10 protein-coding genes are annotated in these 14,055 nt (G+C 48.7%); all 10 read right to left on the bottom strand.

What is annotated here, in order from left to right; translation table 11 throughout:
• Positions 1-72: 72 nt before the first annotated feature.
• The 10 genes from BUB19_RS09460 to BUB19_RS09420 all read right to left on the bottom strand — a co-directional run bounded on the left by BUB19_RS09460 (position 73) and on the right by BUB19_RS09420 (position 13,914).
• Positions 73-795 carry a GDSL-type esterase/lipase family protein gene (locus BUB19_RS09460; protein WP_178371472.1) on the bottom strand — a complete coding sequence of 241 codons (723 nt, stop codon included), beginning with the start codon at positions 793-795 and terminating at the stop codon, positions 73-75.
• An 11-nt stretch (positions 796-806) separates the two neighbouring features.
• A complete protein-coding gene (locus tag BUB19_RS09455; RefSeq protein ID WP_073094304.1) occupies positions 807-2,195 on the bottom strand; it encodes an alpha-L-fucosidase in 1,389 nt (462 codons plus the stop codon).
• Between the two features lie 100 nt (positions 2,196-2,295).
• Positions 2,296-3,312: a family 43 glycosylhydrolase gene (locus BUB19_RS09450; protein ID WP_073094303.1), complete on the bottom strand. Its 1,017-nt coding sequence runs from the start codon at positions 3,310-3,312 to the stop codon at positions 2,296-2,298.
• Positions 3,313-3,457: 145 nt separating this feature from the next.
• Positions 3,458-3,634 (bottom strand): hypothetical protein, encoded by a 177-nt coding sequence (locus tag BUB19_RS24155; protein ID WP_178371471.1) that lies wholly within the window; start codon positions 3,632-3,634, stop codon positions 3,458-3,460.
• A 166-nt stretch (positions 3,635-3,800) separates the two neighbouring features.
• Positions 3,801-4,256, bottom strand: coding sequence for a DUF5018-related domain-containing protein (locus BUB19_RS09445; RefSeq protein WP_073094302.1), 456 nt, complete (start codon positions 4,254-4,256; stop codon positions 3,801-3,803).
• 28 nt (positions 4,257-4,284) lie between these two features.
• Positions 4,285-6,138 carry a RagB/SusD family nutrient uptake outer membrane protein gene (locus tag BUB19_RS09440; RefSeq protein ID WP_178371470.1) on the bottom strand — a complete coding sequence of 618 codons (1,854 nt, stop codon included), beginning with the start codon at positions 6,136-6,138 and terminating at the stop codon, positions 4,285-4,287.
• 49 nt (positions 6,139-6,187) lie between these two features.
• A complete protein-coding gene (locus BUB19_RS09435; RefSeq protein WP_073094300.1) occupies positions 6,188-9,397 on the bottom strand; it encodes a SusC/RagA family TonB-linked outer membrane protein in 3,210 nt (1,069 codons plus the stop codon).
• Positions 9,398-9,862: 465 nt separating this feature from the next.
• A complete protein-coding gene (locus BUB19_RS09430; protein WP_073094299.1) occupies positions 9,863-11,128 on the bottom strand; it encodes an enolase C-terminal domain-like protein in 1,266 nt (421 codons plus the stop codon).
• Positions 11,129-11,198: 70 nt separating this feature from the next.
• On the bottom strand, positions 11,199-12,290 hold the full coding sequence (locus BUB19_RS09425; RefSeq protein WP_073094629.1) for a Gfo/Idh/MocA family protein: 1,092 nt from the start codon (positions 12,288-12,290) through the stop codon (positions 11,199-11,201).
• A gap of 31 nt (positions 12,291-12,321) precedes the next feature.
• Positions 12,322-13,914: a sodium:solute symporter family transporter gene (locus BUB19_RS09420; protein WP_073094298.1), complete on the bottom strand. Its 1,593-nt coding sequence runs from the start codon at positions 13,912-13,914 to the stop codon at positions 12,322-12,324.
• Positions 13,915-14,055: the final 141 nt, after the last annotated feature.

The raw sequence follows: 14,055 nt of genomic DNA, 5'->3' as shown, positions 1-14,055 counted from the left end.
ATACACCAAGGACTGCAAATAAGCTGAACAGTGATGATTTTTTTTGAGGCATATTGAAATGTTTTATTGGAATTACTTTCTGTGTGTTTTGATTTGATTGCCCACCAAAGCAGCGATGGCTGCGTAACCGGCTTTATTCGGGTGTACTCCATCGCTTACAGTAAAAAGTTCGGGCCGATGGTCCAGTGGTTCGTTAAGGTCAATAAAATGTACGTTTTTCTCACGTGCGACCTTTTTCACCATGGAGATAAGTTCCTGGAGTCGCGGCTTTCGGACTTTAAGCCCGGCTATTCGCTCAGCATTTAAATCCGGAGTTTCCAATACCATGGGACTGGGTGCGCAAATGAATATTTGCGGATTGGAGGGAAGTCTGGAAAGTTCTTCGATCAGGTCGCGGTAATCCTTTTCGAACTCGTCCTTGTACTCCCAGCACTTCCTATCCCCACAGGAACCAAATCCACAGGTATCGTTGGTGCCCAGGCTAATCACAACGATATCCGGCCCGGATGCTTTGATTTTCGCCAATTCATTCCACACCGTAGGAATGCCTTTTCTGATAAGTGTCATGCCTCCAACCCCAAAATTTTCTACAGCATAGGTATCGCCAAGGAGTGATTGCAGCTTTGCGGGGTAGGAGTCCCTTTCCGGGTTTTCAAGTCTGGCACCATAGGTGATGCTATCTCCCACACAGGCAACTTTTATTTTTTCAGCCTTATTGCCACTGAAGGCAGCGATCAGTAACAGTACCGTAGCGGAAAGAATAATGGAAGACAAGTAGGATGTAAGGCTGTTCATGGCTCTGATCATTAATTATAATGTAATGCTATATTTTTTATTTGCGCCTCTCCTGTTGATTTTGGAATGGTAAGCCGGACCGCCTTTACCTCCATTTCCTCAAACTGATGAATGAACTTGTGTCCGATTACCGAACCCTCAAAAATGGTTTGCCAGCCATTTTCGGTTTTTCCTTCTACCATAAATTCCCTTACCCTCTCTCCATGGGAGATCTCTTCCTCCAATACAATATGATTTATCCTGGTCCTTTCCTTTAGTTTCAGGCTGAGCTTCTTGCCCTTACCGGATGTTTGGGCCAGGGGCTGGTCAAAGCGCCGCTTTATTTCCTTTCCCCACTCCTGCAGACGCTTCACATCAGCCTCTGGCAACAGGCCGTCCGGATTTGGTGTCAAACCTAAAATCAATGAGGTATTGTGTCCCACGCTTCGGTAATACATGTCCATGAGCTGCTCCAGAGGGAAGATGTGTTTTTCATCGTCCGGTTCCCAAAACCATTCGTGCCCGCCATTGTATCCTCGCAGTGGGGCATCACTCATGGCTGGCATATAATACTTGCCGTTGGGATCACCTTCCTTGAGCAACTGAAAATTATTTTTAAGAACCACTTCCTGATTGGCAGCATGCGAGAAAGGAAAGGGAAACGTACCCCAACTGGGGTAGGGGACCGTACCACTTTCGCTACCTCCCCAGCGGATGTCAGCCCGTTGGGTATTGTGGTAGAAAATACCATTGGGCTGGTTTTTCTCAAATATTGAAAGCACGTCCGGTCCACCCTTTTCGGGACCATGGGCTCCGCCATCAAACCAAATGATGGCCAGCTCACCGTATCGGGAAGTGAGCTCTTCCACCATTCCCTCACACATTTTATTGTAGTATGCCTGCCGGTTGGCAGCAAATTCGTTATCTCCGTTTACCTTGAAATCATGCACGCCGAAAAAAGAATTCCAACGGATACCGACATAAATGCCCGGAGCAATGCCGTACTTGCGACAGGATTTTACAAAGTCACGTACAATATCTCCTTTCCCGTCTCTCCATTCTACTGCTTTCAGAGAGTAGGGATTGATCTCACTTTGGTACAGGGCAAATCCGGTTTCATGTGTTGCCGTGAGGATGGCCATCTTAAACCCGGCATCTTTTGCCGCTTTGATCCATTGGTCCGTGTCGAGCTTTGTGGGATTGAATATGTTGTAATCGGGTATAGGGGTGATCCGGTTTTTTGCCTGGTTGTAATCCTTCCCGTCAAATACATGCAGATCATAATGGAAAACGGCCACGAGTTCGGCATTTTGCCAGTCCAGCTGAGCCTGGGTAGGAATGGGGACTTCTGATTGGGCCCAACAGTCAACACAATCTAACATCAGGCAGGCCATCAAAAATAGTCTAAAATTTTCTTTCATTCGATTGGATAAATTTAATGATTGGAATCATGGGCTCAGGCAAAGTCAGCCAGCTGCTTCGGTACCCATGGGCAGGTATATCGCCTGGCACGCTTTCTTTTTATTTCGAACTTAATTCAAATCGTACCAGGTAGCATTCATGTTTGTTTGGAACCATGGATATGCCCCATCTTAACCCCTCTCCCACAATTGCTTTGTTGGTGAGGTCGGGGCGAAAAGCACCCGGCGCGACGGCGCGTTCATCTACTTTCGCATTCAGTTTATTGGACATGAAATCGATCCCGTCAGGAGCATATTCAAAGGTTTCCGATAAGGACGCAAAGGCGGCAACGCCCGTTCCATGTGGCCATATCAATACCTCGTGACTCCTATCAAGAATTTCATTTCCATATTTGGTATAGGGACCTTCCGGATTTTTTGCGTATGCCACACCCATGGCGGTGTGTGCGGGACCACCCTGTCCTCCTAGCAGAGACCGGCCCTTGTAATACAGCCAATACAGACCATTTCGGTAAAGTAGCGATGCATCGTCTACCCGGTAGCTGTCGAATTTTTCCGGCTCCACGCTTACTTGTAAAATGGGAGTCTGGTCAACCCTTTTAAAGGGTCCTTCAGGGGAATCGGCTACTGCTACCCCGATTGCAGTAATATCACTGATGTTATTGTTCTCAAATTCTCCTTCTGCATTTCCGGGGGTGGGTTTTACTCCGGTGTAGTAGAGGTAATATTTACCCCCGGCATACAGGATGTTTGGCGTGAAAACTGCCTGAGAATCCCATTGAGCTGCTGCTCCCACATCCAGCATTTGCCCAACTTCTGTCCAGGAATAGCCATCGTCCTCCGATTTGGCACACCATACACTGGCACCCCAATAGCCAGCTCCCCAATATTCTGGTTGGGCATCGGGAATTTTGGTGTAATACACATAATGGGTTTGCCCCACTTTGATCACATCACTGGGATCTCTGCGCGTCAGCCCTTTTTCATAGCCAATGCCAGCTACATCGGTAAATGTAAATTCGACGTGATTGAGATAGTCGGCTGCATTTTGGGCAATGCTTGAATGGGTCCAAAGTAGCAATGGCAGTAGCAGACATTTGCAGCAAATATTTTTCATTATTAACTATTTTTTTGAAGTCCTGAATCAATATGCTTAAAGGTATTTCAAAATCACCTATTTATCATTGGCCTTGCCTGTATTTATAGATATAGCTGACGGGTGCTTCTCCGCCAAACCAGTGGTATCCGGAAGCGAGATACAGCTAGCCGGGCTTTCCTTCTTTCATCAATAATTGAGAACGCTCAAATTTGATGCTGTCACCGGCATCATCGTTGATCGCATCGACCAGTCTTTCCCTGCAATAAAGATAAATATTGCCCTGTGCTGATAGCAGTAAAGGGCATAGCAAAAAAAGCTGGGAAAATGTCAACGTTTTCATAATCATTACAATCCGATTCAACAAATTGACATAGCACACGTCTTTTTTAAGAAGAGAGCACCTGGTTGGTACAGATAGATAGCGTGATCGAAAAACAAGCAGTCAGGCGAAACCTGACTGCTTGCAATTTTTTCACACCGGATACTTTGACCCGGTTTTCTTACGATTATTGTTCCTCCTGCACGATTCGTATCAGCCAATCGTGGGTGGTTCCATCAGCGGAGATAAGTTTGTACAAAAAGTTTGCTTCAGATAAATCAGTGATGATTCCCGCCGCCGGTGTATCACCCACAGGCTCTACCCGCATACTTTGGTGATTGATGATGATACCCGCCCGGGTGAGGTCGGCTGATGCCGGTACGGTTACGGTAGCCGTAAAATTTTCCTCTTCAATCACCGCATTTCCGACGGAGATGATCAGTCTTCTTCGTGCCGGAGTCAATTCTCCACTCTCATAAAATTCCTGAAGTTCGTGGTCGGCAGCTTGTAAGGTAAAGACGTTTACATTGGTGATAAAGGCCGTGTCTCCCCACTGCCCCTCATCAAAATCTATCCTGGGTTCGCAGGAAGAAATAATTCCGGCAAACACCAATATGTATGCTATAAGCGAATGTTTTTTCATGGTATCTTTTTTTAACAGTGAATCTTGATTAAAACCAGCCGGGATTTTGTGTCAATTCATATCCGGCATCCGCATATACCTCAATTTCATTTCTGGGTATCGGAGCCAGGTAAACGCGGCCTGGTTCTATGAAGTAACCTTCTCCGTTTTCCTGGAAATCGGGATTTCTGAAAAATGGATTGATGTATCCGTCACTGAAGGTCTCATAATCCTCGCCCTGGGTAAGTGCCCAGATCCCAGTGTTATCAGGATTGATCCCATCTGCCGCCAAAGTGGAAGGATCATTGTAATAGTCTGCAAACTCCTGGAAATGGGCGCCTTTTGGTTTCCAGTCGTTGATCACGTGATGGAAAACAGCCCACCTTTTCAGGTCGTTTTGCCGATGTCCTTCAAAAGCAAGTTCCACCAGACGTTCCCTGCGGATTTCATTGACAATATTAGATTCGGAAGGCTCAAAGCCATTCTCTATGGCATAAGATATCGGCCAGGAATTAATCTCAGCAAGCGACATGGGTGCCATACCTACCCGTTCCCGCAGCAAGTTGACCGTTTTATCCAGATCTCCCTGATTGATGGTTCCTAAGATCGCTTTTGCTTCTGCCAGCGCCAACAGTCCTTCTGCATAACGTATCAGTACTTCGTCGGTTGATCCATTTCGCCATTCGTTGTTGTCCATAATGGCTCCCTTCCACCTTCTCAGTCCGGTTGAAGTATAATTGGCGGAAAACACATTGTTTAACTGCGGATACCGCAATGGCAGGGGGGTAGGGGTCGTCCCATAGCCGGGGATTTGCTGCTGAGGCCCCCTGTCCGGGGTCCATACAGACTGTCTGAACCGTGGGTCCAGATTTTCGCCCAGACTATTCAGACGGGTATAGTCAATCGGCAGCGATGACAATTCCTGTGGAACACCCTCTTTGTCCAGGTAGCTGTTGACCAGTTTCCAGGTGAGGGCCTGAGCGTTGTCCACTACCAGATCGTAGAAATTATGGCCCACGATTTCATTTACATCGTAGATTCGGTACAAAAATACGCCGGCCGATGAGGCCGCGTCCTGCTGGGAGAATAGCTGGTTGTACGCTTCATTGAACGGACCGCCTGCCCTGAAGATATTTGATCCCTGATAGTCGATCAATTGCTGAATGGTGGGTTCCACCATTTGCAAAAACTCGGTACCATCTTGTCCGGTTACCGCAAAAGGCGTGTTCTTCGCTCCGTGATACCGCTCCCAGGTGCCTTCAAATAAAGCTGCACGTGCTTTCATGACAAGGGCAGCTTCCTTGGTGACCCGTCCGGGGGTCACAAAGGTTGAATTTTTCCAACCCATATTGGCAATGGCTGAATCCAGATCCTGAATAATAAATTTTGCCACATCGTATCTGGAATCCCTTTCCCGGTACAATGCCTCACTGTCCGTATCAAGCACCTCGGTATATATCGGTACATCACCATATCGCTCCAGCATATTCAGGTAAACCCAGGCGCGGAAGAAGTAAGCCTCTCCGGTATATTGGTTTGATTCCACGCTGACATCTACGCGCCTGGCATTGTTGATCATGTAATTGACCTGGCGTATCCAGGTAAAATTACCGTTCCAGGATCCGTCCGTCGGAGGGGCCTGACCGGATGCGCCACGCTGGAACAAAAAACCCGAGGGTCCTGTGCCCACCTGTATGTCGGTGTTGGCATCCAGGTTATTGTTTAGGGGGCCGTTTCCCTGGCTTTGGAAATGATATCTCGGAAAGAGTCTGTAAAACCCATTTGCCATTACCTTCAGGTCATTGGCAGAGGTAAAGTATGTTGCATCCGTCATCGCGTCCAGGGGATACCTTTCCAGGAAATCCTCAACGCAGCCATAAAATGACATTGTGATTAACAGCATCAATGTCCTTATATATTTCAGATTAAATTTCATAGTTCACTAATTTAAATCAAATACCCACGTTTACACCAAAAGAGATCTGCCGCTGTGGAGGATATCCGTTTCCTCCATATCTGGACATGATTTCAGGTTCGTACCTGAAGTTGGACTTATAATAGATCATTCCCAGGTTTTCGGCACTTGAATAGATATATACCTTCCTTAGTTTAATTCTTTCAAGAAGCGACTGAGGCAGGTTGTAGCCCAGCCGAAGATTCTGAACCCTCAAATGGGCCAGGTTTTCCACGTATTGATCGTTTGCTCCGTAGGTTTTGAAGGAATGTCTGGGGAAATAATTGTCCGGTGTATCAGGAGACCAGGTGCCCAGCTCCTGGTGGCGGGTAAACCATTTGGAATTCCAGATATTGATTCCTGCAGGAATGACATGGAAGTTGTTCGTAAAGGTAATCCACTTGGGTACACCGGTAAAGGTGACCGAAAGGTCGATGCCGTTCCAGTTGGCCTGCAGGTTCATCCCGTAGCGGTATCTTCCGTAGTTGTATCCGGCCATGTACTGGTCGCCTCTGGCATACCACCTGCCGCCTTCTCCGGCATTGATCTGTCCATCACCGTTTCGGTCCTTCATCATCAAATCTCCCGGATAGTACCATCCGCCTCCCTGGGGAACGTTTGCTTCTACATCGGATATGTCCTGGGCTACCCCATTTGACTCGTACATCCAGATCTGTCCGAATACCTGTCCCGGAGTCCAGATGTTTCTCTGGCCGTTCGGATTTTCATCATACTCGACCACATAGCCGATGTAATCTGCGATGTTAAAACGTACGGAATAGTTAAAGGGTCTTCCGGCAATCCTACCGGTGTTTCTCCATTTCATGGAAAATTCCCAGCCCCTGGTTTCACTTACCGCATTGTTTACACTGGGCAGGCCGGTGCCTATCGTTTCCGGCAAAATTCTGGCAGGACCAGGTTGATTGTATATGGTTCGCTGGTACCAGTCGTAGGTCAGCTCCAGCCGGTTTTCTATGGCCACTACATCGAGTCCGAATCCCAGGGTCTGGGGTGAAGACCAGGTCAGATCGGAACTGACAAGTGGCGGCATAAATACCATGTTTGGTTTTACCCCACCGAGCAGGACATCCCCAACGCCAATGCCTGTGCCCATGGTGGGTAGGTAGAGGTAATTGCCGCTTCCAGGGTCACCGGAAGAGGTGTAGGCAGCCCGGATTTTGAACGCATTTATCTCATTGACAGACCAGAAGTTTTCTTCAGCAATGTTCCATGCACCGGATACAGATGGAAAAAAGGACCAGCGGATTGCTGCGGGGAATTTTGAATGGGCATCGTATCGTCCATTGAATTCGATAAAGTATTTTTCTGCATAATTGTATGCCATACGTCCGAACACACCCTGGGTAGCCCAGTGGGTCAGCTGGTCATTTACTGTTGGATTCGGGTTGTAAGTGGTACTGATACTCGGTACCGAATTGGTATACAGGTCCCTGCCGACGCCTGCAAGGCGGGCGAAATTGTTGTATTCCTCCTGGTAGCCCACCAAAGCATTGATGGAATGACGACCGATTTGCGTGTCGTAATCGGCCACGATATCAGCCGTGTGGTAGTTGGTGAAATTCATTTGCCGAAGGACACTGCTTTGCTGTGCGGAGCGGGCCGAATTGCGTATGCTGCCGTCGGCTTCCTCTACCAGGATCACAAAGGTATTTCGCTCCAGGTGCGAGGTAAGGTTTCTCCAGTAGTAGTTGCCACGAATACTAAAATCCTTGAAGGGCTTCACAGTGAATCCACCGGAAAGGGTGGTTTCATTCCTCTCGTTGTTTTGTGTTCCGCCTTCCCCACGAAGCGATGGACCGCTACTCAAAAAGGAGGGGCTGCCATTGGGGTTCAAATCATTCCAGTTCGGAAGTGATGCAGAGGCATTTTGCCAGATATCTCCATAATTCGGTCCGCCACCTCTGTAGTTTGGCGCTTGTTCGTCTGTCCTGACGTAGTTCATACTCATCCGGAGTGTCAGCCAATCTGTGACATCCGAGTTTACTTTCAGTAAGGCATTGTATCGGTTCAACTGATCGTCTGAACCTTTGATAATACCCATGGACTCGTTATATCCAAGACCTACGTAATAGCCTGTATTATTGCTTCCTCCCGAGACGCTGGCATTGTGCTGCTGACTGGGGATGATGCTTTTGTACATGATGTCGAACCAGTTGCTGTTACCATTCATATCCCAATGTGCGCCATAGGTGCCATTTCCGGTGACGATATTGTTAGGAATCAGGCCGGCGCCATGATCCCTCATGCGCTGTATGGCCTCTTCCGTATAGATAGGTGCCTGGAGGGAATTTCGGTATTGCTCGTTTATTTTTTCGGCATACTCCCAGGAATTGGACCATTCAGGCATGCCTATAGGCGAGCCGATTCGGTAACTCCCGCTGTAGTTGACCTGCATCTTCTCTCCTTTGGATCCGGATTTGGTCGTGATAAGAATTACGCCTGATGGCGCTCTTGATCCGTAAATGGCAGAAGCAGCAGCATCTTTCAGGACGGTAACCGATTCTACATCGTTTGGATTGACATCACTCATCGTACGCTCAATTCCATCTACCAAAACCAGCGGCCCTCCTTTCTGGCCGAATCCGGTGTAGCCCCGGATGTTGAAATTTGACTCCTGCGCAGGCCCGCCGTTTACCGGGGTCACGTACAAACCAGCCACCGCACCCTGAAGTGCTTCTGATAATCGGTTGATGGGCCGGTTTTCTATCAGGTCACTGCCTATTTGCTCCACCGCCGCGGTTAGGTGTGATTTCTTCTGCGTGCCAAAGCCCACCACCACTACTTCGTCCATCTGGGCGACGTCTTCTACCAGCGTGATTTCCAGATCAGTCTGGTTTCCTACCTCAATTTCCTGGGTAATAAAGCCCAAAAACGAAACCACGAGGACCGAACCGTCGGGTACGTCCAGCGAAAAGTTACCGTCGATATCCGTCGAGGTACCGGAAGTGGTGCCTTTTATTAGGATCGCAGCACCCGGGATAGGGTTGCCTTCTTCATCCACCACTTTCCCTTCTATCAGGATATCTTCCATCAGATTACTGAGGAGTGTCGGTGAAACCGCCTCCCTGTTGCCTTTTTCGCTGACCCCGCCCGCTGCTGCAGCCTGTAGCAGCAGTAGCTGGACAGCCAGCCCATAGGTGAAATAAAAGGCCATTTTCCGGCCTTTTCGTAGTAATTTTACCAGCATAATTTTGTCTGTTAGGTTTATAATAATTGAATGCAGAACGCCCGGCCATCAGGTCTGTTTTTTCAGGGTACCAATGATGTCTTACCTGCGCCCAACCGGGTAGTCTCCCGGGGTATTAGGTAGTATTCTGTTCTGTTTCTGCCATCGCATTGGGTTTATGGGTAATTGAATCGTGTCAGTTCAGAGCCTGGTCAGAGCTGTTCTCCGGACGGCAGGTTTTCTTGCCCGTAATTCCGGAACCTTTGCTTTCATTGGTGCAAATGGAGGTATTCCAAACCCGAAATGTATCGTAGTGATTGGCTCCAAATGCAGCGTGTACGCTGACCTAAAAAACAGACCAACAGGTATTTGCAGTTTTTGTTTTTAGGGCAATCGCCCCAATAATAGACAAATTAGGACAAAAGACCTAATGTTTGATAAATTAATTTTTTTTAAAATCTCCAGGCCGGACTGTCTCTTGGAAAATCATTGGGAAAGGACCTTTTTTTCCAATACAAATTCCTTGAAATCTGCACTTAAGCCCGGCTCTCCGGGTGTGATGTATTTTCCGTCCATCACCTGAGCAGGAAATTTAAAATAGTCCTTTAAATGGGGAATATGTTCCAGAAGTATTGCCGGGTGGCCCAGGGAGATGTGGTTGAAGAGTACCAGGTGCTGGTGGATCTGCCCCATATCGCCGACATGAGGCACTATGGGAACGTTGTACTTTCTGGACAGCAGGCTGATCAGCAAAAACTCGGAAACTCCGCCTACCCGGACGGCATCCACCTGATTGTAACTCATACAGCCGGACTGGATAAAGTTTTTGAACATGATTTTATTCGGGACATGCTCTCCCAGTGCGATGGGGATGGAAACTTCTTTTGCCAGGCTGACATGCGCCTGAATATCGTCAGGATGGGTAGGTTCTTCTATCCAGAAGGGATCTATGGCCAGGAGCTGCCTGCAGGTAGCCATGGCTTTCGGAAGGTTCCATTGCTGGTTGGCATCCAGCATGATGGTGGCATCCGGACCTGCAGCCTTGCGGACGAGTTCGGCCCGGCGAATATCCCGCGTGGCATTCCGGGAGCCAACCTTTAACTTGAGGGCAGTAAAGCCCTGGTCGATCGATTTTTTTATATTTCTGGTCACCTGCTCATCTGTATAATTGAACCAGCCGATAGAGGTGTCGTAGCCGGGGTAGCCGTCTTTGAGGATGCCTAACCTGCTTTCTCTTCCCGCTGCCTGTGATTTTATCAGTGTAATGGCTTCCTCTCTTGGCAGGATATCCTCGAAATAGGAAAAATCCATTGTGTTGACCAACTCTTCGGGTGAAAGTTCTATCAGCAACTGCCATAGGGGCTGGCACCTGGATTTTGCCCAAAGGTCAAAACAGGCGTTTACCACCGACGCCAGGGCCAGGTGGACCACGCCCTTGTGGGGTCCGAGCCAGCGGAGGTTGGGATCGTCCGCCATCTTTTTGTAGGTGGTACCAAAGTCGGCCATGAGCTCGTTGATTTCCTTGCCCTCAATATGCTGTACCAGGTAGTCGATGGCATCGCAAACCAACTTGTTGCCGGCACCCAGGGTAAGTGCAAGACCCACTCCTTCGAGCTGGCTGTCTGTCTGCAGGCTGCACACTGCATAGGCGTAAACGGGAGTAGAGTGCACTGCGTCAGATCCGGCGCCATTTTCCAGGGCAAAGTGGATATCCCGGGACTGTCCCGACTGAATTAGGATAGATTTCTTCATAGGTGTATGGTTTCGTATTCGCCGCAAACCTTTGGGGTACTTACCTGCACGGATTGCGAACCCTGTTTTTTTAAGTTTTTTGCTCTTCGAAGGCCAGGCCTCCCAGTTCGTTTGATTCGTACAATTTTTCTACCAGGCGCATGGTCTGCAAGGCATCAGCCACATCGGTGGGTAAGGGTGCCGAAGGGTTTTTCAGGTGGTTTTGAAGGCTTGCCATCGGACCAATGAAGGCGTCCGGAAACCAGTCTCCGTCAAGCGGAAGCTCCTGCCATCCCTTCTTGCTGTGTTTTTTGCTGTAATATTCCAGCCGGGAAGGCCTGCCTTTTGGATAATCGAAGGAAACCCCGATCTGTATGCGAATGGCCCCCTGGGTTCCCTCTATTTTAAGATATGACTCCTGGTGCCTGGATCCGAAATCGTGTCCGTGGTGGGTAAGGACACGCGCCTGTGTGAGCTCGTCATAATCGAGCACAATAGTACTTCTGGTGGCGGCCAGATCGGCATTATTCGGGTGTCTGATGGTGCGGGCAAATACCCTTTTCGGATTACCCAAAAGGCTCCTTATCGTGTCCAGGTAGTGGATGCTGTGGTAAAGGATCTCCAGTCTGGGTTTGGTTTTCAGGAATTCCCACAATTCCCAGGGGGTATGGACACATACTTTAAATTCCACATCGAAGACTTGTCCGATAATTCCCTGCCGGATCAGCTCCCCGGCAGCCACGATAAACGGGGCATGCCGGAGTTGAAAATTGACCGCTGCGATCAGTGACCTTTTGCGGCAGAGCCGCAGGATTTCTTCTGCCTCCTTCAGGTTTTCACCCATGGGCTTCTGTATCAGCACTGCGGATTTCTCCGGCAATTGCTCTAAAATCTGCGGAATCTGATCAGCGGGAACCGCCAGATCAAATACAGCCGAAATCTCCCGGGCCTTTGCGATTAGCTGGTCCAGCGTATCAAAGGCGCCCTGCGTCATGGTAAACTGTGCTGCCAATGTTTTCGCTTTTTCGGCATCCAGATCATAGACACCGGCTACCGGTAAAGCCGCCTTGGCGTAAGCAGGCAAATGGGCATCCCGTACGATGCCTCCGGCTCCGATAAGCATGATGGGGCATGGGTTTTCGGGAATTGAAGGACTTTGGTTGAAGCGCATCCTTTCAAACATTTTTTCTTTTTTTGTTCCGTACATAGTGGTGTCAATAGAAAATCCAGTATAATACCAGCATGGTACACAGCAGGAAGGCTGCAAGCCAGTTGACCAGCCGGGAGGAACTTCCAACACTCAGGTAGAAACCCGGGAAGATGGTTTGTTCCCTTTGGTCTGTATAGGAAATAATTACATACAGGAGGACAGAAAACAGGAAAAACAGCGCAGTCTGCTGTAGCCAGTTGATGCCCAAACCAGCAGAGACAAAGTTTTCAATCCCGCCTATGGTCAGGTACTTTTCTACAATAAACACTGCGGCGGCAAATAAGCTGCCCAGCAATAATGTGTAAAATGCGGCATTTGCAGTCCCTCTGGACGACAATATACCCAAAAGGAATACCGCTACAATAGACGGGGCGAATATGGAAAACATCTGGTTGATCAGTTCGAATAGGGCTCCCAGGTTTCCGAGAAACGGTGACCAGATCACCGCCGCAACCAGAACCACCGCGCCGGTTATCCTTCCGGTAAAAACCTTTTTTCTATCGTTCAGATCAGGTTTCAACTTGTCAAAAACGTCGAAAACAATAAGCGTGGAGCAGCTATTGATGGCTGCAGCCACACTGCTCATTACCGCTGCCAGCAGTGCTGCCACCATGAGTCCTTTCAGTCCTACAGGCATCAGGTTACTGATCATAACAGGCAAGACACTTTTGGTATCTGCGCCAATTTCCTCCCGGAACAAGGCAAAAGCCAGTATTCCCGGAACGACCATGATGAAAACAGGCAGGATTTTCAGAAATCCGGCGAATAAAGCTCCCAATTTTGCCTGCTTTTCCGATCTGGCACCCAAAACCCGCTGCACTATGGTCTGATCGGTACACCAATACCAAAGCCCCAGGATCAGGTGGCCAAACAGCATGTCAGAAAATGAAAAGCCTTTCTGACTGTTGTCGAAACTCACTATTTTAAGGCGGTCCGGGTCCACCATTGCCTTTAGCTCCGCATAGGAAGTAATGCCCATTTCCGGCAGGCGAAAAATCGCCAGCAGGGTAATGGCAAACGAACCGGCAATCAGTACCAGGGTCTGAACGGCCTCCGTGATCACCACGGATGTAAGGCCCCCGACGATGGTGTAAACGCCGGTGGCCAGTGCAATGATCACAATAGAGACCGGAATACTCAGACCAAATACATTTTCAAACACCACCGCTCCGGCATACAGGCTCACGCCAATGTGCATGAAAAGAGCGGCAAGAATGCTGAATATCGCCAATACCACGCGGGAGCGGGAATCATACCGTTTTTCAAGAAACTGGGGTAGAGTGGTGATTTTGGTTCTCAAGTAGAATGGAATGAATACGAAGGCCAGTATGATGAGTTCAATACCGGAAAACCACTCGAAATTACCCCAAACAATGCCATCGGTAAAGCCGGACTCGGCCAGCCCCACCAGGTGAACAGTAGAAATATTGGAGGCAAAAAGGGAAGCCCCGATTACGGCCCAGGAAAGGGATTTTCCAGCCAGGAAATAACCCTCGCTGCTTTGCTTCTTCTTCCAGACGGAAAATAATCCGATGCCTACGATTCCCAGCAGGTATCCTGCGATCACCAGCAGGTCTATTGCTTCAATTGTTTTCATTGTTTACAGTTTGCGCCGATGGGCAGCCCGACCTATTGGGGCAATTACAGCCCGAACCTGAGCCTGCCATCTTCAGTATCGAAAAGAAGAACGGCCGCTCTGAAGGCCATTTGCTTGCATACCAGTAGTCGGTGATATATA

The organism is Cyclobacterium lianum, assembly GCF_900143075.1.
Classification (GTDB): Bacteria; Bacteroidota; Bacteroidia; order Cytophagales; family Cyclobacteriaceae; genus Cyclobacterium; species Cyclobacterium lianum.
The sequence above is the reverse complement of the archived record's forward strand: the minus strand, read 5'-3'. Positions and strand labels throughout refer to the sequence as shown.

Bases quoted from the DNA above. Each gene is read 5' to 3' on its own strand.
- BUB19_RS09460 (WP_178371472.1), bottom strand. From the start codon at position 795: ATGAACAGCCTTACATCCTACTTGTCTTCCATTATTCTTTCCGCTACG.
- BUB19_RS09455 (WP_073094304.1), bottom strand. From the start codon at position 2,195: ATGAAAGAAAATTTTAGACTATTTTTGATGGCCTGCCTGATGTTAGAT.
- BUB19_RS09425 (WP_073094629.1), bottom strand. From the start codon at position 12,290: ATGTTTGAAAGGATGCGCTTCAACCAAAGTCCTTCAATTCCCGAAAAC.
- BUB19_RS09435 (WP_073094300.1), bottom strand. From the start codon at position 9,397: ATGCTGGTAAAATTACTACGAAAAGGCCGGAAAATGGCCTTTTATTTC.
- BUB19_RS09445 (WP_073094302.1), bottom strand. From the start codon at position 4,256: ATGAAAAAACATTCGCTTATAGCATACATATTGGTGTTTGCCGGAATT.
- BUB19_RS09420 (WP_073094298.1), bottom strand. From the start codon at position 13,914: ATGAAAACAATTGAAGCAATAGACCTGCTGGTGATCGCAGGATACCTG.
- BUB19_RS09430 (WP_073094299.1), bottom strand. From the start codon at position 11,128: ATGAAGAAATCTATCCTAATTCAGTCGGGACAGTCCCGGGATATCCAC.
- BUB19_RS24155 (WP_178371471.1), bottom strand. From the start codon at position 3,634: ATGAAAACGTTGACATTTTCCCAGCTTTTTTTGCTATGCCCTTTACTG.
- BUB19_RS09440 (WP_178371470.1), bottom strand. From the start codon at position 6,138: ATGCTGTTAATCACAATGTCATTTTATGGCTGCGTTGAGGATTTCCTG.
- BUB19_RS09450 (WP_073094303.1), bottom strand. From the start codon at position 3,312: ATGAAAAATATTTGCTGCAAATGTCTGCTACTGCCATTGCTACTTTGG.